The 19623-nt window shown below is 62.7% G+C and carries 18 protein-coding genes; 11 read left to right on the top strand and 7 right to left on the bottom strand.

Annotated elements, in window-relative coordinates:
* The first annotated feature begins 48 nt into the window (after positions 1 to 48).
* Positions 49 to 2904, top strand: coding sequence for an ATP-dependent Clp protease ATP-binding subunit (locus BN1233_RS10350; protein WP_046863480.1), 2856 nt, complete (start codon positions 49 to 51; stop codon positions 2902 to 2904).
* A gap of 41 nt (positions 2905 to 2945) precedes the next feature.
* Entirely contained in the window at positions 2946 to 3158 is a 213-nt protein-coding gene (locus BN1233_RS48270) for a hypothetical protein (RefSeq protein ID WP_046863479.1), read from the top strand.
* Here the strand turns inward: BN1233_RS48270 and BN1233_RS10340 are convergent.
* Complete coding sequence (locus tag BN1233_RS10340; protein WP_046863478.1) at positions 3131 to 3703, bottom strand: NADPH-dependent FMN reductase; 573 nt, start codon at positions 3701 to 3703, stop codon at positions 3131 to 3133. The genes BN1233_RS48270 and BN1233_RS10340 overlap by 28 nt on opposite strands.
* 712 nt (positions 3704 to 4415) lie before the next feature.
* Between BN1233_RS10340 and BN1233_RS10335 the strand changes: the two genes are divergently transcribed.
* The 3 genes from BN1233_RS10335 to BN1233_RS10325 all read left to right on the top strand — a co-directional run bounded on the left by BN1233_RS10335 (position 4416) and on the right by BN1233_RS10325 (position 7782).
* Positions 4416 to 6068, top strand: a complete 1653-nt coding sequence (locus BN1233_RS10335) for an FAD-dependent oxidoreductase (protein ID WP_046863891.1) — start codon at positions 4416 to 4418, stop codon at positions 6066 to 6068.
* Between the two features lie 91 nt (positions 6069 to 6159).
* Positions 6160 to 6819 (top strand): hypothetical protein, encoded by a 660-nt coding sequence (locus tag BN1233_RS10330; RefSeq protein WP_046863477.1) that lies wholly within the window; start codon positions 6160 to 6162, stop codon positions 6817 to 6819.
* Between the two features lie 108 nt (positions 6820 to 6927).
* On the top strand, positions 6928 to 7782 hold the full coding sequence (locus BN1233_RS10325) for a universal stress protein (protein WP_147707123.1): 855 nt from the start codon (positions 6928 to 6930) through the stop codon (positions 7780 to 7782).
* Positions 7783 to 8112: 330 nt separating this feature from the next.
* Here BN1233_RS10325 and BN1233_RS42740 read toward each other — a convergent pair whose 3' ends face one another.
* The 4 genes from BN1233_RS42740 to BN1233_RS10305 form a co-directional block, all read right to left on the bottom strand.
* On the bottom strand, positions 8113 to 8424 hold the full coding sequence (locus BN1233_RS42740) for a hypothetical protein (protein ID WP_048707674.1): 312 nt from the start codon (positions 8422 to 8424) through the stop codon (positions 8113 to 8115).
* A gap of 539 nt (positions 8425 to 8963) precedes the next feature.
* A complete protein-coding gene (locus tag BN1233_RS10315; protein ID WP_048707670.1) occupies positions 8964 to 10070 on the bottom strand; it encodes an AI-2E family transporter in 1107 nt (368 codons plus the stop codon).
* Between the two features lie 91 nt (positions 10071 to 10161).
* Entirely contained in the window at positions 10162 to 10737 is a 576-nt protein-coding gene (locus BN1233_RS10310) for a DUF421 domain-containing protein (protein WP_046863475.1), read from the bottom strand.
* A gap of 260 nt (positions 10738 to 10997) precedes the next feature.
* Positions 10998 to 11474 (bottom strand): YidB family protein, encoded by a 477-nt coding sequence (locus BN1233_RS10305; RefSeq protein WP_046863474.1) that lies wholly within the window; start codon positions 11472 to 11474, stop codon positions 10998 to 11000.
* A gap of 344 nt (positions 11475 to 11818) precedes the next feature.
* On the opposite strand from BN1233_RS10305, the gene BN1233_RS10295 reads away from it, so the two are divergent.
* Positions 11819 to 12202, top strand: coding sequence for a response regulator (locus BN1233_RS10295; protein ID WP_046863472.1), 384 nt, complete (start codon positions 11819 to 11821; stop codon positions 12200 to 12202).
* 101 nt (positions 12203 to 12303) lie between these two features.
* Here BN1233_RS10295 and BN1233_RS10290 read toward each other — a convergent pair whose 3' ends face one another.
* Positions 12304 to 12999 (bottom strand): TetR/AcrR family transcriptional regulator, encoded by a 696-nt coding sequence (locus tag BN1233_RS10290; protein ID WP_046863471.1) that lies wholly within the window; start codon positions 12997 to 12999, stop codon positions 12304 to 12306.
* Between the two features lie 116 nt (positions 13000 to 13115).
* Between BN1233_RS10290 and BN1233_RS10285 the strand changes: the two genes are divergently transcribed.
* From BN1233_RS10285 to BN1233_RS10265, 5 genes are all read left to right on the top strand, one after another.
* Entirely contained in the window at positions 13116 to 14303 is a 1188-nt protein-coding gene (locus tag BN1233_RS10285; RefSeq protein WP_046863470.1) for an HlyD family secretion protein, read from the top strand.
* Positions 14304 to 14437: 134 nt separating this feature from the next.
* A complete protein-coding gene (locus BN1233_RS10280) occupies positions 14438 to 16030 on the top strand; it encodes a DHA2 family efflux MFS transporter permease subunit (protein WP_046863469.1) in 1593 nt (530 codons plus the stop codon).
* Positions 16031 to 16172: 142 nt separating this feature from the next.
* Positions 16173 to 16700, top strand: coding sequence for a GNAT family N-acetyltransferase (locus BN1233_RS10275; protein ID WP_046863468.1), 528 nt, complete (start codon positions 16173 to 16175; stop codon positions 16698 to 16700).
* A gap of 120 nt (positions 16701 to 16820) precedes the next feature.
* Positions 16821 to 17036, top strand: a complete 216-nt coding sequence (locus BN1233_RS10270; RefSeq protein WP_046863467.1) for a hypothetical protein — start codon at positions 16821 to 16823, stop codon at positions 17034 to 17036.
* A gap of 179 nt (positions 17037 to 17215) precedes the next feature.
* Positions 17216 to 18250: a uroporphyrinogen decarboxylase family protein gene (locus tag BN1233_RS10265; protein ID WP_046863466.1), complete on the top strand. Its 1035-nt coding sequence runs from the start codon at positions 17216 to 17218 to the stop codon at positions 18248 to 18250.
* Between the two features lie 129 nt (positions 18251 to 18379).
* Here BN1233_RS10265 and BN1233_RS10260 read toward each other — a convergent pair whose 3' ends face one another.
* On the bottom strand, positions 18380 to 19567 hold the full coding sequence (locus tag BN1233_RS10260) for an ABC transporter substrate-binding protein (RefSeq protein WP_046863465.1): 1188 nt from the start codon (positions 19565 to 19567) through the stop codon (positions 18380 to 18382).
* Positions 19568 to 19623 lie beyond the last annotated feature (56 nt).

The raw sequence follows: 19623 nt of genomic DNA, 5'->3' as shown, positions 1-19623 counted from the left end.
GGACATACGGGAGTCTCGACCGGCAATTAGCATCGCTGGAGATGAACCATGGCGGATGGGATCTGCGATATCTGCGGCTTTCGGCCGGCGACGGTTCGGGCCCAAGTGGCCAGGAACGGTCAGCGCGAGACGCTGGAGTTGTGCGACGTCGATTACCGACGTCTTCTGCGTCAGCAGGGGCGGTCGAGCTCTCCGCTGGAATCTCTGTTCGGCGGCCGCAGCGGCAGTCTCTTCGACGATTTTTTCAACGATGACTTCTTTGGCGGCGGTCGGGGCGGTGCGAGTCCCTTTGCCGGCCGTCACGAAACTCACGAGCGAGAGACCGGTGAGGCAGAGGCCGGCAGCGCGTCGATCCCCGTGAGGCGAGGCACCGGGCGCGGGCGCGGCCCTACGACGGGCGTTGGCGAGCGCCTCTCGGCTCATGCCGAGGAAATCCTGCAGGCGGCAGCTCGGGAAGCCGCCGAGGCCGGTCGACGCGAGGTCGATACCGAACATCTGCTCCTGGCGCTCACCCAAAGCGACGTGGTCCGCACCATTCTCGACCAGTTCAAGGTCTCGGTCGACGATCTGCGCCGTCAAATCGAGCAGGAGGCCCCGCACGGGGAGGAGGCTCGGGAAGAGGGTGGCGAAATGGGCGTCTCCCCCCGCGTCAAGGATGCGCTCTCGCGCGCATTCCGGGCCTCTGCGGAACTCGGCCACTCCTATGTCGGCCCCGAACACCTGCTCGTCGGGCTTGCGGAAGAGGGCGAGGGGCTCGCGGCTGATGTCCTGCGGCGTTACGGCCTCACACCGCAGGCGATCCGCCAGCAGATCACGAAGGTGGTCGGCCGCGGAGCCGAGGAGGGTCGGGTCGAAATCCCGACCAACACGCCGAATCTCGACAAGTATTCGCGCGATCTCACGGAACTCGCCCGCGAGGGCAAGCTCGACCCGGTCATCGGTCGGGCCAAGGAGATCGAGACCACGATCGAGGTGCTGGCGCGGCGGAAGAAGAACAATCCCGTTCTCATCGGCGAGCCGGGTGTCGGCAAGACCGCGATCGTCGAGGGTCTCGCGCAGCGGATCGTGGCCGGCGAAGTTCCCGAATCCTTGCGCGACAAACGTCTGGTCGAGCTGTCGGTCAACTCGATGGTCGCGGGCTCGAAGTACAGAGGGGAATTCGAGGAGCGGGTGCAGCAGATCCTCAAGGAGGTCACCGACCAGCAGGATCAGCTCATCCTGTTCATCGACGAGATCCACACCATCGTGGGTGCTGGCCAGGGCGGAGGCGAAGGCGGGCTCGACGTCGCCAATACCTTCAAACCGGCTCTCGCGCGGGGCGAGCTGAACCTCATCGGCGCGACGACACTCAACGAGTATCAAAAGCACATCGAGAAGGATGCCGCCCTGGAACGCCGCTTCCAGCCCGTCTTCGTGCCCGAGCCGACCATTGCGCAGACGATCATGATCCTGCGCGGCCTGCGCGATACCTTGGAAGCGCACCACAAGGTCACGATCACGGACGAAGCCATCATCGCGGCGGCCGAGCTCTCGGACCGCTACATCACGGGCCGCTTCCTGCCCGACAAGGCGATCGACCTCATCGATCAGGCTGCGGCACGGGTGAAGATATCGGCGACGGCGCGGCCGGTCGACGTGCAGGAACTCGAGGCCGAGGTGCGCCAGCTCAAGCGCGAGCAGGACTACGCCGCCTCACGCAAGCAGTTCGAGCGCGCTCAGGAAATCCAGGCGCAGCACGATGCCCGCAACAAGGAACTGCAGGACGCGGCCGAGCGCTGGCGGCGGGAGCGCGGGTCCGGCTCGGCGGAGGTCCGATCCGAGCAGATTGCGCAGGTGGTCTCGAAGCTCACCGGCGTCCCAGTCAACGAGCTGACGACCGAGGAGCGCCAGCGCCTGGTCAAGATGGAGGAACGCCTGCATCAGCGCGTGATCGGCCAGGACGAGGCCGTAAGGGCGGTGAGCGATGCGGTGCGTCTCGCCCGGGCCGGCTTGCGCGAAGGGCGTCGACCCGTTGCGACTTTTCTGTTCCTCGGTCCCACGGGTGTGGGCAAGACGGAGCTCGCCAAGGCGCTCGCCGAAACTGTCTTCGGCGACGAGGACGCAATGATCCGCATCGACATGTCGGAATACATGGAGAGACATGCCGTCGCCCGCCTGATTGGCGCGCCGCCCGGCTATGTCGGCTATGAGGAAGGGGGCCAGCTCACCGAACGTGTGCGCCGGCGGCCCTACAGCGTGATCCTCCTCGACGAAATCGAGAAGGCTCACCCGGACGTCTACAACGTCCTCCTGCAGGTGTTCGACGACGGACGGTTGACCGACGGCAAAGGCCGCGTCGTCGACTTCACGAACACGATCCTGATCGCCACGAGCAATCTCGGATCCGACATCATCCAGCGCAATCTGCGGGTCAGGGGTACGGCCGAGGATGACCAGAGCAAGCTCAAGCGCGAGCTCATGGACGTGCTGCGCGGCCACTTCCGGCCGGAGTTCCTCAACCGCATCGACGAGATCATCGTCTTCCAGGCGCTCGGCCGGAGCGAAATCCGGTCGATCGTGGAGCTACAGCTCGCGCGCGTGAAGCGCACTGCCCACGGGCAGGGCGTTGATCTCGTCGTCGACGGATCTCTGATCGATCATCTGGCCGCTGCCGGGTTCCGCCCCGAATTCGGAGCCCGCGAGCTGCGGCGACTGATCCGCTCGGAACTCGAGACACAACTCGCTCGCGCCATGCTCGCGAACGAGGTGCACGAGGGCGACCAAGTGGTGGCGAGGTGGGATGGTAGCCAGCAGAAAGTCGTGCTCGAGCCCCAGGCAAAAGCCGAGCCGGCTGCACAGCCCGACACATCTGTTACCATCGAACGCGATGCGGAGGCATCCGGCGCCCACGAGGCGGCCGAGTAAGCGCTCCGTCCTGGGTGAACGCGTCAACTTGGAGGAGAATCATGACGAACGACCCCAAAAAGCCGGCTGACGAGCCGGCTCCCCCGGATCCGGTCGAGGAGGCCGATCGCGAGTCCTTTCCGGCGAGCGATCCGCCTGCCTGGACCGGCATAACAGGGACTCGGGATGCTCATGACCTCGAGCCCAAGGAGCAGGAGAAGCCCCGAACGTCTCGGTCGTCTCCGGCTCAGGCATCGCGGGGCAGGGCGGTGTAGACCCTGACGATGAACTGGTGGAACTCGGCCATGTAGTTCCTCAGGAATTCGGCCGTGGACTCCTTCGTGACCTCGCCCTCGTCGGTGATCAGCCCCGGGGTGAACTGGATGTAGGCCTCGGGCGCATTCATCTGCGGCGAGTTGCAGAAGCCGAGCACGCTGCGGAGCTGCTGCTGGGCGATGGCGGTGCCGATCGCGCCCGGCGAGGTGCCGATTACGGCCGAGGGCTTGCGGGTGAACGCGTTCTGGCCATAGGGGCGGCTCGCCCAGTCGATCGCGTTCTTCAAGCCGCCTGGAATGGAGCGGTTGTATTCGGGCGTGACGAACAGCACCGCATCGGCGGCGGCAATCGCCTCCTTGAAGGTGCGTGCCACCGGCGGGAAATCGGCATCATAGTCATAGCTGTAGAGCGGCAGGTCCTTGATCGCGATCTCCGTGAACGTGAGGTGCTCCGGAGCAAGACGCATCAGCGCGCGGGCGAGCTTGCGGTTGATCGATTCCGTGGCAAGGCTGCCGATGAGGATGCCGACCCTGAAGGTGGTCATGGGAGTGCTCCTGAAAGCGCGGATGCCGTGAGCCCCCATGGATCAGTATCCCGCAACCCCAACAGATTGTCACGCGTTTGGACTGAAGCAAATCTCCGTGATCGTGAATGGGAATGGGCAGAAAGGCCTCGCGAGACCAGACCGGCCATCTTGTGAATCAAGTCGAGACAGCTGGTTTTGCGGTTGCGGCATAGCCGGCCGGCAAGATAGCAGCGGCTACCCGTCCTGCTACATCGTCCACGGAGGGTGATGCTCACGAAACGCCCGGTTCCGCTGTGACCGGCGCTTGACGTCCAATTGGTCCGGCCAGTGTCGCGAGGCATCCTGGACAAACCGGCCAGTGGAGCTACGCCACATCGCCATCATTGCCGCGGCGGCAAGAGCGCCAACAAGGGCGCCGATGGCCAGGCTTACGGGAAATCCATAATCGTGGTGCTGTCCCGGATTTGGCATTCTTGTTCCTGCATTCGAAGTTCCGGTCACGGCTCCCAACTCTCTCGACAAGAGCATCTTCAGCGTATCTGGCGCATTGTCCTTTGGTTGGAACAGCGGCTTCAGCGCGTCTGGAACAATAATCCGCAGATCTCGTCATCTCTCAGCGCAGTTGCACCGGTCAGGGATGTTCGGAATCGTCGTGAAAAGCTGCGCCCGATGGCAAGGGCCCGACAGCTCGCTCGTGCCTCCGACGCAAGCCCAAACGCGAGAGACGGTCGTGGCGAACACGTTCTCAGTCCTGGAAGAGCAAGCCTTCCCTGTTCTCACCAGTGAGCAGATCGCACGTCTAGGATCATTCGGCGCCAGCAAGGCTACGCAGCCAGGCGACATTCTGTTCGATGTCGGAGATTCCGGCTACAGCCTGGTTGTGGTACTCGAGGGAAGGACGGATATCGTCGACCGCGCCAACGGCGACCACGTTCTCAAGACGAGCGGGCCTGGGGAGTTCAACGGCGAGCTTGGACTGCTGACCGGCCAGAGTACTTTCGCGGCCTGCATCGTGCGGCAGGCAGGAAAGGTGCTTCTCGTGCCTCCTGCGAGTGTGCACGAGATCGTCTCAACCATGCCGGAGTTGAGTTCGCTTCTGGTGACCGCCTTCGCGGCGCGACGCCAACTCCTGATGGCGAGTGCTGTCGCCTCGCTGACGATCATAGGTCGCGATGAGGATCCCGATGTCCTGCGGCTGCTCGAATTCGCTGACCGCAACCGCGTCCCTTATCGTTGGCTCGATCCCGACAAGCCGAAAGACGTGCCCGCGATCACGCAGTGCGGAGTGACCGACCGCGGCACATTCCGGGCGGTGTGGGGAGGCGGGAGGCGCACTCTGGACCGGCCGACACCGCTGGCGCTGGCGCGAGCAATCGGGCTCGATCTTCTGGTGAAGCAGGATGCGCCGAGCGACCTGATCGTGGTCGGGGCCGGACCGGCCGGTCTGGCAGCAGCCGTCTATGGCGCCTCCGAGGGACTTTCGACCCTCGTGGTCGAGGACACGGCCATCGGAGGTCAGGCCGGAACCTCCTCATGCATCGAGAACTATATCGGCTTTCCGGCCGGGATATCAGGCGGGGATCTCGCGTTTCGAGCCGAAGTGCAGGCAGTGAAGTTCGGGGCCCGCATCACTGTTCCCCGTCATGCGACTGCGCTGGAGCGGCGTGACGGTATCTATGCGGTGCAGCTCGACGACGGTGGAATCCTGCTCGGTCGCAGCATCGTGATCGCAACCGGCGCACGCTATCGGCGCCTCCGCTTGTCCGAGCAGGAAGCCTTCGAGGGGGCTGGCATCTACTATGCCGCAACTGAAATCGAAGCGAGACGCTGTCGAGGAGGGGAGGCGGTCATCGTCGGCGGGGGAAATTCGGCAGGGCAAGCGGCGATGTTTCTCTCCGAGCGCGCGCGGCTCGTGCACATCCTCTGCCGCGGTCCCGATCTGGCCCGAAGCATGTCTCAATACCTGATCAGCCGGCTCGAGAGCACGCCGAACATCAGAATCCGCCTCTATACGCAAGTCACGGAAGTCCGAGGCGGCGAGACCCTCGAGAGCGTCACCATAGCCAACCGCTTGACCGGCGAGGTCCGAACGCTTTCGGCCTGTGCATTGTTCGTGATGATCGGGGCGAACCCGTGCACGGAGTGGCTGAGCGGGACGGTTGGCCTCGACGAGAAAGGCTTCGTTGTGACCGGCTCTTCGCGTTCAGACGGACATCTGCCTTACGAGACGGGCCTAGCCGGCGTCTTCGCGGTTGGCGATGTCAGGAGCGGCTCGGTCAAACGAGTGGCCTCCGCGGTTGGAGAGGGATCTGTCGTCATTCAGGGCGTTCACCGGCATATCGCGGCCCTGCGGGATGCCGGAAACCCACCGGAGAAAACGTGAGCCTAGTCCCGGTCCCAAACTCAGGGACCACGGGAACCTGAGGTGCCGAAAGGAACTCAGGAAAAGGCTGCAAACTCGGAGGAATTTCGGAATGGCCGAGACTCACGAAAAATCAACCGTCTCTATCGAGACCGTACGCGTGCGCGAGGCTGTCGGCGTGGTCCATAGTCGCGAACAGCTCGAAGCGCTGGTTGGGAAATTGATGACTGCCGGCTTCGATCGGGCCGCCATCGATTTGATGGCCAGTCAGGATGCAGTCAATCGCAAGCTCGGCACCGTCTATGCGAATCCGGTTGCTGCAGCAGAAGTGCCAGAAGTGCCAAGACGGGAACTCATCCTGCCATCGGACGAGACCAGTTCGACGGCGCTGATCTTCGGGACTCTGATCAGCATCGGCAGCATCGGTGCGGCCATGCCGATCCTGGCATCGGGCGGTGCTCTTGCAGCTGCTTTGGCGGCGGGCGTCGGAGGTGCGGCGGTTGCAGGTGGACTCGCGAAGTTCATCAGGGACCACGTCGTGAAACGGTCCGACGAGATCGATCTCGAGAACGAACTCAGCCAAGGGGGTCTCGTGATCTTCGTGCGCGTGCGCGACGCCGAGCGCGAGGCACGGGCGGTCGCGATCATGCAGGGCTGTGGCGTAGAAAGAGTCCACGTGCATGAGATCGAAATTCCGAAGGCAGCGGAAGATATCCCGCTCGAGAACCTTGCTCCCGACCCGCTGCTGGGCCCGGAAAAGCTGGGCGATTGACCCGGATCACCGACAAAGGAGCGCCTGTTCTCAGTGCGTCGTCGTGCACCGCCTCCAGGGTCAATTACTCAATGACGGGACTTGCCGGCGCCCTAGGGATGTAGTGTGGTGAGCCCCCTGAGAGAGGTGGCTCCGATGGCGATCAAGGATATTCTCGTTCTGCTCGACGCGAATTCCGATGCGACAGGCTCGTATGCCGTCTCGCTGGCATCCGCTTTCCAGGCGCATCTGACCGCCGTGGCGCTCGTGGTCAATCCGACTGCCGGCATGGCATTTCCCAATGTCCCAGCGGATTTCCTGATCTCGGCCCTCGAAAACGCCAGAGACGCTGCTCGCAGGATCCCGGAGGCACTCGCGGCGAAGGCACGAGCCTCCGGGGTCGCACTCGAGACCGATATCGTCGAGACGGCAGTCGCAGGCACGGACCAGGCGATTGGAGCTCTCGCACGGAATTTCGACCTCACGATTATCGGACAGCCCAATCCGGACACACCCGGCGACAGGGAGAGCCTGATCGAAGCGGCCTTGTTCGGGTCAGGCCGGCCCGTGCTCGTGGTTCCCTATATCCAGACTCCGCCACTCCTCCTGGAGAAGATCACGATAGCCTGGGATGGCAGCGCGACGGCAGCGCGTGCGGTCGGCGATGCGGCCCCCTTCCTTGACCGGGCCAAGGAGGTCGAACTCGTTACCGTGGCCGATCCTTCTGAAACCGATGAGGAAGCCGAAGCCGCCACGCACAGGATCAGACGCCACCTGGCTCGCCACGACGTCGAGACGAAATTTCGCACGCTTCCACGAGCCGGAGACGTTGCGGGCACACTCCTGTCCTATGCCTTCGATTCCGGAACCGATCTGATGGTGATGGGCGGCTATGGCCACTCGCGCTTCCGCGAAGTGGTCCTCGGCGGGGCCACGCGCGGCATGATCGAAGCGATGACCGTGCCGGTTCTGATGTCACATTGATCATGCCACGGTTGGACTTGGCGCCTGCTCGTCCGTGAGGTGACGTTTGCTGATTGCGAGAGATGGCTCGGATCAGGCGTGCATAGACGCACTCACTTTGCGCTGTGAATCACAGACGACATCGCGCCGCCTCGTCTGTCGTATTCCCGTCACTGCGAGTCGCAGGCGAGGCGAACCATCCGTTGGCGGGGTCGATTGCTTCACTGCGTTCGCAATGACGAGGAGGGGACGAGGACCGGCGCAGCGCTACCGGAAATTAATACCCGGAAACACTCCGCGGAATTGGCAGCGGGAGGCGCTGCGCGATCGCGAAGCCGCCGACGAGCCGTCCTAACGATCCTTTCGACCGAGCGTGTCGCCAGCGTCACGTCGCGGGGGAGCCTCCTGCTTCTCAGTCGCGCCCTGATCGGCGGGAGAGGCTCCGGGGCGGCGGGGGAGACCTCGCCTCGCCGGATCTTCGAACGCGTCCTGCCCGAGGCCGAGTCCGCTTCCTGCCGTCTCTTTGCCGTCCGAGCCGCCAAGGTCGAATCCCGGGCGATCTTTGGAGTCGGGGCGGGGAGGGCGGTCCGCCGCACTGGGATCGGGATACTCCGTTGGGACGTTCGGCTGCTCCGGGCCGGGGCGCTTGCCGACCTTGTTCATTGTGACCTCCTCATTGGTTGTATGAGAGCAAGAGATATTCCCGGGGGCCTCAACCGAGTCCCGGATCGACGTCGTTACCCTCCGTAGGCAATGGGCCGGCACCTTCAGCCGGGGTTGAAACCTCGCGCGTTGCCGCGGGCGACACAGACGGATTGCCGTCGCGCCTATGAGGACTGATCTCGTGCCAAGGCGGCGTCAGGCCCGGCTCGATCCTGGCGAACCTGGCATGCTCGATCCGAGATTGCAGTCGTGGATCCGTATTCCGTTGGTCCTGGCGGGTAGCGGTCGGCGTCGTTTGATCCCGTGGTAGGGCGTCAGGACCGTCCTCTCGCCGAAGCAGTTCGTCCGGGTCGCCTGGTTTCCCAGGAGGCTCGGCGTGATTGCCATAGCCCGCATAGCCCATGACACGCTCCTCTCGACGGATAACCCGCTGCCGCTGGCGAGGTTGCAGCCGTAGGATGCGCATTTGGCTCATGCCGGGAAATACGCTTCAACAGGATGCCTCCACGGCTCGGCCTCCGGCCTATCAGGGTCAGCCGCTATGAGTGCTCGAGCGCAGCTTTGGCACCCTTGGAATCCTGGAGTGCATCTTCGACCCAAAGGCGCAGCACGACGATGCGCAACACGGCAAGCAGAGGTGCCGCGAGGATGAACCCCCAGATCCCGAAGAGTATCCCGAGGATCGTGAGTCCTCCGATGATCAGAGCAGGCGAAAGACTGACGCTCCAGCGCTCGACCATCGGCGATATGACATAACTTTCGACCAGCTGCACCAGCAGGTAGACACCAAACGCCCAGACCACCATCGTGCCCCCCTGGGCGAGACCGACGAGCACGATGATTGCGCCGGAGACGAATGAACCGATGTAGGGAATGAAGGCAAACAGGCCGGTGATCACGGCGAGAATGAAGGCTCCCGGCATCCCGACCAGCAGGAGAGCCACGAAGGTCAGCCCGGCGATGATCGTCATCGAGACGAGTTGCCCGACAACCCACCAACGGAGCGCTCCGGCTGTTTCGTCGAGCACGGCACCAACCCGTTGGCGCTTGTCGCGCGGCAGCAACAACAGCGTGCCGCTACGATACACCTCGGGGTCGATCGCGACGTAGAGTCCTAGAAACAGGATCACCACGAGATTGCCGAGAACGCCGGTCACGCCCCCGAGTGCCGACGTGACGGACCGCAGGAGCGTACTCGGTTCGGGTAGAAAGCTACTGATCGTCGTATCACTCTGAGCATCTGCAGTTTGCTCGCCCTGCAGGGGCCCGTGGCCACCGAGTTCGCTCCGAAGCGCCTGCAACTGGTCTTGCACCGTCGCCACGAGTTCGTCAGCTTGCTGCACGATCGTGTAGCCGCCAAAGCTCAGCCCTCCGACGCCCAGGAACGCGAGCACGATGCAAACCGCTGCCAGGCGCCAGCCACGTGCTCCGTTCCAGATCAAGCCGAAACCTCGTGTGCATGCGTCGAGGAAGGTGGCAAACAGCAAACCGGCGAAAACGAGAAAGAGGCCACCCGACGCTCGCCAGATGAGGAACAGCACCGCTGCCGTACCGAGCGCGATGGCCACGAGCTCGAAACCGCGCCGAGCGAAATGGTCAGTCAGCGCGACTGCGCGGGTCGGTGATCCGGTTTGAGGATCGTTCATCTGAGTTTTCCATCACCTCATTCGTCCGTTGCTCGTCGCTCCGGAACGTCTCGGGCCCGACATCGGGCCCCACTTGTCCTTGCGGTGAGCTTCAGCTTCCGAATTCGATGCGAACGGTCTGGACACCGTCGGCGATCCTGACTTCGACGACCTTTGGGTCGGCCCTGGCTTTGATCACGCTCAGCTCGCCGCTGCGTTCCAGGTGGGCCAGGGACACCTGTTCGACGCTCGACATGCTCTTGGCACGCAGATCCTCCCAGAGATCCTTGTCCGTCATGTGAGCCCGGCGCATGGCATCTTCGTCCACGTGACCGTCCCGAACGAGGATCAACGCTTCACCCTTGATGGCGTGCCCGAATCCATGCCAGCGCAGAGAGATCCAGGAGAAGATCCAATGCATGCCCACGAGGACAGCAGCCGCCGCGAGCGCCGGCAGGAGCGGAGCATTGCCCGTTACGGCGCGGCTCACGATGGATCCGAGCATGATTCCCAGGATGACGTCGAAGGCAGTCGCCCGGCCCATGAAGCGCTTCTTCGCCATCCGCACAATGAGTAGGGTCACGAGATAGACCAGGGCCGCGCGCAGGCCCATCTGCACGATGGTGATGTCCCGGCTCTCCAGCCCCGCTCCGAGCAGGAGGCGCACCCATCCTTCCACCTCGCTCATATGCAAACCTCGAACGTTGCCATCGAGCCAATCAACGCCCGGTGACGGGGAGCCGTTCAGAGGAGGGCGAGGCGGATCGGAGGCATACCCGACAAGCATTCGGAAATCGGACCTCGTGACTGAACGGGCTCAACTGAGGGCCGTTCAGTCACGTTCTGCCCTGACACCATCATGCCGAGGCGGCCGTGACTGATGTTAGAGGCGTGTTAGTCTCGTCCGAACGATTGACGAAGTCAGCATTCCGGCGCAGCCGCCGTTTCTCAGGTCGGGAGCCTTCCTTCGGGCGTATATTTGTCCACCGCATCGGGCAGCTCTCGGGACAGCCGGGCGAGGATCTCTTCACGGGAGAGTCCAGTGTGCTGTGTCAGTTGCTGCATCGCGTCCGGCCCAATGGCCTGTTCGAGTTGGTTTGGTTCAACTCGTTTGTTGGGGCCGGTTCCGACCCACGAATCCGCAACTTCGCCATATCCATTCTGCCGGAAACTATCGACCAGTTCGCCTAGCCCGCCGCTGAGCAAACCGCCGAGCCCCCCAGCTGCGCCGGCGCTACCCAGATTTCCGAGTAACCCGCCGAGCCCGCTCTGTTGCTGATCGGTTCTTTGCCCAGGAGTACCGGGCGTGTTTGGTGCCGAACCGCCGGCCCCGCCAAGCATTTCGGCCAGCTTGTCACGGTTCTGATAGCCCGCAATGGCGAGAAGGCCCAGAAGGGCCGTCATAGATGGGAATCCGCGATTCATCTCGGTGCTCCTCTCCTTAGCCAATAGAAAGAGCGATGCTGCAAGATCGGTTCCGGTAAAGCCGCGCCGTGAATTCACATTTCGAGCACACCGGCCGGAAACCCGCGTCCGGCCGAGATTTCGATGAGCGCGACCGTATTGGCCTCGACGCGAACCGTCCGTTTCACCAGCGGATCCGGAATTGCAGGAACCTTGGAGTCATCAATGCGTTCCGACCCCTGTCGCGCCTCGCATGCCGTTTTGGGTGCGCGGGGACGGCACCGCAGGGAGGTCACCAGGTCCGAGGAGGCCGCCGGGACCTCCCTGCACCGCCGCATTTTTGATCTCTTTGCGAGGAGGTAGCGATGGGACAGGCAGTTCGGCAGAAGGTTCTCGTGGTCGAAGATGAGCCGGATCTTCGCAGCCTCGCCGCCACGCTCATCGAAGAGACGGACCTGCAGGTCGTGGAGATGGGCAGCGCCGATGCGGCGCTGGCGTTCCTTGAAGGCCACGCCGACGAGGTCGTGCTGGTGTTCACCGACGTGGGCTTGCCCGGCAAGTCCGACGGGGTCGACCTCACGCTTGCCTGCGCGGCGCGCTGGCCTCACATCCGGGTGCTCGTCACGTCGGGGCGCGTGAGGCTGCCGAACGACGGACTGCCGAAGACGGCCCGGTTCATCCCGAAGCCCTGGCGGGCCTTGGACGTCCTGGTCGCCGCCGAGCGGGCGGCCGCTCACGGCCGGCATTGAAGATCCGAACCGGCTGGGCTCCAGGTCCAAAGCCTAACCGCCCGAGGAACTTTGCGAGGTGACGGACGCGCTCTGTGGCCGAACGGAGCGTTGACGGGGTGCTACTGATGTTCTGCACATTCGTGCGCATCGCGAGGCTCCGCCGATGGGCCGTAGGCAGCAAAGAAGACCCTGACGGCGCTCTGCACGTTGTGAGCGATTTCTTGCGGAGTAGCATCATTCCCCGCCCCGAACAGCAAGCGGCGCAGCAGGCCCGACTGGCAGAGGTCGAGGAACTGCATTGCGGCCAGTTCGGTGTCTTCCACGACGAGGCGTCCGGCCTCGACCTGCCTGTCGAGATAGCTCTTGAGGCGAGCCGTCCCTCGCCGCCGGCCAGCTTCATAGAACATCTGCCCGAGCCGCGGGAATTTCTCCGCCACGCCGATGACCATGCGGATCGAGGAGATATGGTCCGGTTGCGCCATCGTGGTCAGATAGCTCAGGCCGAGCCGCGTCAGGACCGCGCGTACGTCGGGATCCTCGGCGTCGAGACTGAACAGCGCCTCGGCGAGACTCTCCTTCTCTTCGATCGTCAGGGCCTCGAAGAGCTTCTCCTTGCTGTCGAAATAGACATAGAGCGTGCCCTTCGAGACGCCGGCCACTCGCGCGATCTGTCCCATGCTCGCTCCGTCGAAGCCTTGAGCCAGGAAAACCTGCCGCGCTCCGTCCAGGATCTGCCGGCGCTTGGCAGTCTCCGTGTTCGCTTCACCGCTATCGCTCCACGCCACTGGCAGGGTTGCATCAACCGCATCACTCATTATGTCCATCGCCCCTTGACCGAACCGTTCGGTCAAAACATATGACCCCAGCGACACGGAATTCAACGCAAGCTGCCAACAGGCGCGTGACCTCGGCAGCAGACGAGAGTTCGAACATGGCCTATCGGGAGGAATACGCAGACGGCGCGAGCGAGGTTCGGCCCAACCTGCGACGGACCGAAGCGAAACAAGCAGACAAGGCTCCCTCAGCCCCCGCGCCTGCCGAGCCACGACCCGAGCGCAAGTTCCGCAAGCGGCCGCTGATCTTTGCCGTTCTCGCTGTTGCCCTGTCTTTCGGGGCGTACGAGGGATACGGCTGGTGGGAGAACGGACGCTTCGTCGTGTGGACGGACGATGCTTACGTCCAAGGCGACATCACGGTCCTTGCGGCCAAGGTTTCAGGCTACGTGACCGACGTGGCGGTGACGAGCAACCAGAGCGTCAAGGCCGGTGATCTCATTGCCAAGATCGATGACGGCGACTATCGCCTCGCCCTCCGGTCGGCGCAGGACAAGCTCGCGACCCAACAGAGCACGATCGCTCGCATCGGACGCCAGATCGAGGCTGCGCAATCGGCGGTTGCGCAGGCTGCTGCTCAGATCGAGGCCAGCCGCGCGGACGCCGAACGCGCGGCCAGCGACTTCGCGCGTCAGCAGCAGCTTGCTCAGTCCGACTTTGCGAGTCGTGCGCGTTTCGACCAGGCCAAAGCGGATCGGGATCGCACGGAAGCCGCGGTAAAAAGCGCAGAAGCCGCTCTCGCGGCCGCAAAGGCGAACGTGGACGTCCTCTCGGCACAGCGGACGGAAGCAGAGCGCGTCGCCTCCGAGTTGCAGACAGCCGTCGCGAAGGCCGAGCGGGATCTCTCGTTCACGGAAATCCGTGCGCCCGTCGACGGCGTCGTCGGGAACAAGGCGGTCGAGGTCGGCACCTACGTGCAGCCCGGCGCCCGCCTTGCAGCCATCGTGCCGCTCGCTACGGTGCACGTGGACGCAAACTTCAAGGAAACCCAGCTCGCCGCCCTGCACCCAGGGCAGAAGGTGCATATCGAGGTCGATGCCTACCCGGATCGCGACATCACGGGATCGGTCGAAAGCATCTCGCCGGCGTCCGGCTCGGTATTCAGCCTCCTGCCGGCCGAGAACGCGACAGGCAACTTCACGAAGATCGTCCAGCGCGTCCCGGTACGGATCGCGGTCGATCCGAAGGTGGCGGACGAGGGCATCCTGCGTCCCGGTCTCTCCGTGGTGGTGAGCGTCGACCGGCGTGATCGTCCGGCGACGAGGATCGCTCAACGAAACGGGTAATCGGCCCAAGCATGTAGGACGAACCCGATCCGGGCTGCTTCCGTGGAGACGGAAGCGGCCCGCGCATCTTCCGAGACATCCGGGCGGGAGCCTTCCCGGACAGGATGCATACCGGAATGACAGGATGAACAATTATGGCCGCTTCAGCTGCCAACCCAGGCATTGACGCCCGATCGGCGCCGACCCGCTCCGCGCCGCTCGACCGGCGCCGGATGGTGGCGTTTATCTGCATGGTGTTCGGGATGTTCATGGCCATCCTCGACATCCAGATCGTGTCCGCCTCGCTTGCCGAAATCCAGGCCGGCCTGTCCGCCTCCGCGGATGAGATCTCGTGGGTGCAGACGAGCTATCTCATTGCGGAAGTGATCATGATCCCGCTCTCGGGCACGCTCTCGCGCATCCTGTCGACCCGCTGGATGTTCGTGATCTCCGCTGCCGGCTTCACGGCCATGAGCGCGATGTGCGCCACGTCCTCTTCCATCGAGGAAATGATCGTTTGGCGCGCGCTGCAGGGCTTCATCGGCGGCGGCATGATCCCCACGGTGTTCGCGGCTGCCTATACCGTCTTTCCTCCAGAGAAGCGCTCCATCGTGTCGCCGATGATCGGTCTCGTCGCGACGCTCGCGCCGACCATCGGGCCGACGGTCGGCGGCTATCTCACCGATCTCTTCTCCTGGCACTGGCTGTTCCTCGTAAACATCGTGCCGGGCATCGTCGTGGTTATTTCCACCTATCTTCTCGTCGATTTCGACGAGCCCGATTTCAGCCTCGGCAAGACCTTCGATTGGACCGGGCTCGGGTTCATGGCGGTCTTCCTCGGCTCACTCGAATACGTGCTCGAAGAGGGACCGTCGAACGACTGGTTCCAGGACAACATCGTGCTGACGCTTGCGATCCTGTGCGGGGTGTCTGCGGTAGCCTTCTTCTATCGTGCGTTCACGGCGCGACACCCGATCGTCGACCTGCGTTCCTTCAGGGACCGGAACTTCGCCGCGGGATCGGCCTTCAGCTTCGTGATGGGCATCGGCCTCTATGGCCTGACCTATCTCTATCCGTTGTATCTCGCGCGGGTGCGGGGCTACTCGGCCCTGCAGATCGGAGAGACGATGTTCGTGACGGGCATCTGTATGTTCTTCATGGCACCCGTCGCCGGCTTTTTGTCACGCAAGCTCGATCCCCGCATCATGATGGGACTCGGATTCGTCGGCTTCGCGATCGGCACCTGGCTGGTCACCGGCCTGACGAAGGACTGGGACTTCTGGGAACTCTTCCTTCCGCAAGTCTTCCGTGGCGTGTCGCTGATGATCTGCATGGTGCCGATCAACAATATCGCGCTTGGCACGCTCCCGCCGGACCGTGTCAAGAATGCATCGGGCCTCTACAACCTGACACGCAATCTCGGTGGCGCGGTTGGCCTTGCCGTCATCAACACGATCCTGGACAATCGCTTCGACCTGCACTTCGCGCGCCTGCGGGAGAGCCTGACCTGGAGCCGATCCTCGGTAGACGAGACGATTGCGGGCCTCACCTCGAAACTGCAGGAGCTCGGCTCGGAAGCAGGATTGGCCGCCTTGAAGACCCTGTCGGACATCGTCAGGCGCGAGGCAATGGTGATGTCCTTCGCGGATGTCTTCTATCTCCTCACCTTCCTTTTCCTGGCCCTTGCCTGCGCGCTGCCGCTCGTCCGGAAGCCTGCGCCGAGCGCTGGCAGCGCTGCGGGTCATTAAGGTGGGATGAGGCTGGCCGGGCTCTAGGCGCACCCGCCGGAAGGGCGCCTGGCCGACCACGACAGATCACCCGAGTTCGAAGAGACGCGCTCCTGTGGCGATGATGCCCGTTGTAGAGCCGTGCCGATGCAGGAATTTCTCCATGCTCAAGAAATCCCATGCCCGCGCGAAGGGCGAATGGCGAAGGATGTCCCCTCGCGATCTTCCGATGGTCTGCGAAATCGCAGCCGTCGTGCACCGGAATCATCCGGAAGATCCGGAAATCTTCGCCGAACGTCTTCAGCTCTATCCCGAGGGGTGCCTGATGCTTGAATGCGGAGGCAAACCGCAAGGCTATGTAATCAGCCATCCGTGGGTCCTGCTGCAACCGCCCGACCTGAACACGAAGATCGGAGCAATCCCGGCCAGACCGGGAACCTACTACATTCATGATCTTGCCCTGCTGCCCGATGCGCGCGGCCTCGGGGTTGCGGCTAAAGTCGTCGGAATGCTGATCGACCACGCGCGGGCAGTAGGGCTCCCGAATGCATCTCTCGTCGCGGTCAGCGGATCTACGCCATTCTGGCAGCGCTGCGGTTTTCGTCCCGTCGACGATTTGGACTTGGCCGAAAAGCTCGAGAGCTACGGAATGGCACGCTACATGGTCCGGACCGTCGAGTCGCGACCGTAGATCTCCAGAGAGCTTACGGGAGCAGGACCGGTAGAGCAGGGGAGTAGTGTTCCTATACAGTCCGACAAGCCCGGTTTAGTTCAGTTTGCTACCGAGTAACTGAGGGTCCTGGAGGGAAGCGTGCCGGAGTTCATCCTCGACGAGATCCTCATGGCCGAGCGCAAGCCCGAATGCCGGCCGGTCGATGTGGCCTACTACTGCATGCTCGATCAGTTGTTCCGTCCAGCGACTGTTCGCAAAGCGGGTGGCAAAGCGCCCGATGCGATGGACGGTGCAATCGGTAGCGCCGAGCAGAAGCGCGTCGGCATCCAGAGGGATCAAGCTCCCGTCCAATAAGGCTGCAATGAAGGCGGCCCGTGATAGGTGCAAAACCGAACAAACCTGCACTACACTGCGTCGGCATCGGGGAGTTTCTCCGGGATGAGACAAGTTGTTGCCGCACAACAACGTTGGCTCGTTCAGAGCCCCGATGCATCCCAGCCACTTGTGAAACTGGGGCTAAAGGGAGGGACCTGATGCTTTTTCCAACGACGCTTGTCGGTAGCTATCCGCAGCCCGAGTGGCTGATTGACAGAGCAAAGCTGGCCGGACGTTTTCCACCGCGGGTGCGTGCAAGAGAACTATGGCGCATTCCTGAGCCGTTCCTGACCGAGGCTCAGAACGATGCTACGATCATCGCGATCAAGGCTCAGGAAGAGGCTGGCCTCGACATCATCACGGATGGCGAGATCAGGCGAGAAAGCTACTCGAACCGGTTCGCGACAGCGCTTGAAGGGATCGACGTCGACAATCCCGGGACAGCGCTGGACCGCTCGGGCCATCCCAATCCCGTGCCACGGATCGTCCGGAAAATTCGTCGAATGCGTCCGGTCGAGATCGACGACTTGAAGTTTCTGAAGAGCCACACCACGCGAAAAGTAAAGATCACTGTTCCCGGCCCCTTTACCATGAGCCAGCAGGCGCAGAATGACTTCTACAGGACTGAAGCCGAAGCTGCGATGGACTATGCGGCGGCTGTAAATGAGGAAATCCGGGATCTCTTCGACGCCGGCGCAGACTATGTCCAGATCGACGAACCGTACATGCAGGCGCGCCCGCAAAAGGCGGAGGAATACGGGCTCGAAGCACTTAACCGTGCACTCGACGATATCGCCGGGCCTACCGTCGTCCATATCTGTTTCGGCTACGCTGCCATCATTCATGAGCGGCCAAGCGGCTACTCTTTCCTTCGACAACTGAAGGGCTGTTCCTGCCGCCAGGTCTCAATCGAGACGGCCCAGTCCGACCTCGACTGCTCGGTGCTCAAGGATCTGGGTGATAAGACGATCCTGCTCGGCGTGATCGATCTATCGGACATGAATGTCGAGTCTCCTGATAGGATTGCGGCTCGAATTCGCCGTGCTCTTCCCTATGTGGACCCGGAACGGATTATCGTCGCACCGGATTGCGGGATGAAGTATCTGCCCAGGGATGTCGCCGTCGGAAAGATGCGCGCTATGGTTCTCGGCGCCGAGATCGTCAGGCGGGAGATCCAGCCAACCTTCGCATAGGTCGGTCTCTTGGGGCTGAAGCTTGATGCAGCCGTCTGTAGCCACGATCGAGCCGGTAGGCGCAGGATCACCGTGCACTTCTGGAGTACCCGGCTGCCGAAGCGACCGCCGGGTACTCTAGAAGCGGTTCTAGCGAGCCGGATAAGTGATCTGACCGGTAGCCTTTTCCGCAGGCCACACCACCTCTTGCCCGCCATCAGGCTTGTACTGGACAGCGATCATGCTTTTTTCAGTAATGAGTTGGTGCTTTCCACCCATTTCCGATGGCGTGTAAGCGACCTTCCCATAGGGAGTATCAAAGGTCATCGATGATAGATTCGTGAGAATCTTGTTCCGATCCCAAGAGCCCGCCGCTTTTGCGGCATCCATCAGGGTCTGCATCGCGACGTAGCCCTGGACGGCCGAAGATACGACTTCGCCGCCACGCTTTGCCTCCGCCTTCTTTACCCACTCCGCGAGGCCGGGAGTTTTCTGCTTCGCGGACCAAAGGTCCACGACGACGACGTTGTCGCCTGCAGGGCCATAATCGGAACGCTTCTCCCCGGCTCCTTGGGTGACCAGCAGCTTTGGCTTGATCCCAAGCTGTTGTGCCTGCCGAGCGATCTGCAGATTGTCGCCAGAATAGCCGATGATGAACAGGATATCCGGGTCGAGACCCTTCACGCGATTCAGGATCGGCGAGAAGTCCGGCGTGCCGGCCCGGAAGGGCTCGTTCATCACGATTTCCAACCCGGCTTCCTTTGCGTATTGCTGTGTGAACTTGGAACCGTCGGTCCCGTAAAGCTTGTCTTCGTAAGCGATGGCCAGAGTTTTCACGCCTGGAATGCTCTTGAAGAAATTCACCGCCGCCTTCTGGCGGTGATAATCCCAAATATAGACGTGGTAGTACCAATCGTTCTTACCGTAGGTTTCCTCCAGCCGGACGGAAGACGAGCCGGGATGAACGAAGATGGGTTCATAACGCTGCAGTGCGCCAAGCAGTGCAAAATCGGAGGTGCTGCCGAAGCCGCCAACGAACGCGTCGGCCTTATCCTGGCTGGCAAGTTTCGCCGCGACAGTTGCAGAGGTGTTGGGTTCGCCCTTTGTATCTTCGATGAGAAGCTCGATCTTACGTCCGAAGAGACCGCCTGCCTCGTTCACCTCGTCGGCTGCGTATTGAATACCCCACAGGATCTGATTGCCACCTCCGGCCAGCGGCCCAGTCAGCGGCAGGGGCACGCCGATCCTGATCGGCGCCTGCTGCGCCATGACTGGCGCTACAGCTGCGGCTCCCGCCACGACCGTTGTGGCAAGAATGCGCTTGATGCTCTTCCACATGATCACTCCTCCCTTCATGACCGGCCCGCCGTTCTGACGGACCTTTGCTCTGTGCC

The sequence above is a fragment of the Microvirga massiliensis genome (assembly GCF_001006805.1).
In the GTDB taxonomy this organism is placed as follows: Bacteria; Pseudomonadota; Alphaproteobacteria; order Rhizobiales; family Beijerinckiaceae; genus Microvirga; species Microvirga massiliensis.
The sequence above is the reverse complement of the archived record's forward strand: the minus strand, read 5'-3'. Positions and strand labels throughout refer to the sequence as shown.

Excerpts from the sequence above, each read along its gene's own strand:
- BN1233_RS10350 (WP_046863480.1), top strand. The coding sequence starts at position 49 with ATGGCGGATGGGATCTGCGATATCTGCGGCTTTCGGCCGGCGACGGTT.
- BN1233_RS48270 (WP_046863479.1), top strand. The coding sequence starts at position 2,946 with ATGACGAACGACCCCAAAAAGCCGGCTGACGAGCCGGCTCCCCCGGAT.
- BN1233_RS10340 (WP_046863478.1), bottom strand. The coding sequence starts at position 3,703 with ATGACCACCTTCAGGGTCGGCATCCTCATCGGCAGCCTTGCCACGGAA.
- BN1233_RS10330 (WP_046863477.1), top strand. The coding sequence starts at position 6,160 with ATGGCCGAGACTCACGAAAAATCAACCGTCTCTATCGAGACCGTACGC.
- BN1233_RS42740 (WP_048707674.1), bottom strand. The coding sequence starts at position 8,424 with ATGAACAAGGTCGGCAAGCGCCCCGGCCCGGAGCAGCCGAACGTCCCA.
- BN1233_RS10315 (WP_048707670.1), bottom strand. The coding sequence starts at position 10,070 with ATGAACGATCCTCAAACCGGATCACCGACCCGCGCAGTCGCGCTGACT.
- BN1233_RS10310 (WP_046863475.1), bottom strand. The coding sequence starts at position 10,737 with ATGAGCGAGGTGGAAGGATGGGTGCGCCTCCTGCTCGGAGCGGGGCTG.
- BN1233_RS10305 (WP_046863474.1), bottom strand. The coding sequence starts at position 11,474 with ATGAATCGCGGATTCCCATCTATGACGGCCCTTCTGGGCCTTCTCGCC.
- BN1233_RS10295 (WP_046863472.1), top strand. The coding sequence starts at position 11,819 with ATGGGACAGGCAGTTCGGCAGAAGGTTCTCGTGGTCGAAGATGAGCCG.
- BN1233_RS10290 (WP_046863471.1), bottom strand. The coding sequence starts at position 12,999 with ATGAGTGATGCGGTTGATGCAACCCTGCCAGTGGCGTGGAGCGATAGC.
- BN1233_RS10285 (WP_046863470.1), top strand. The coding sequence starts at position 13,116 with ATGGCCTATCGGGAGGAATACGCAGACGGCGCGAGCGAGGTTCGGCCC.
- BN1233_RS10280 (WP_046863469.1), top strand. The coding sequence starts at position 14,438 with ATGGCCGCTTCAGCTGCCAACCCAGGCATTGACGCCCGATCGGCGCCG.
- BN1233_RS10275 (WP_046863468.1), top strand. The coding sequence starts at position 16,173 with ATGCTCAAGAAATCCCATGCCCGCGCGAAGGGCGAATGGCGAAGGATG.
- BN1233_RS10265 (WP_046863466.1), top strand. The coding sequence starts at position 17,216 with ATGCTTTTTCCAACGACGCTTGTCGGTAGCTATCCGCAGCCCGAGTGG.
- BN1233_RS10260 (WP_046863465.1), bottom strand. The coding sequence starts at position 19,567 with ATGTGGAAGAGCATCAAGCGCATTCTTGCCACAACGGTCGTGGCGGGA.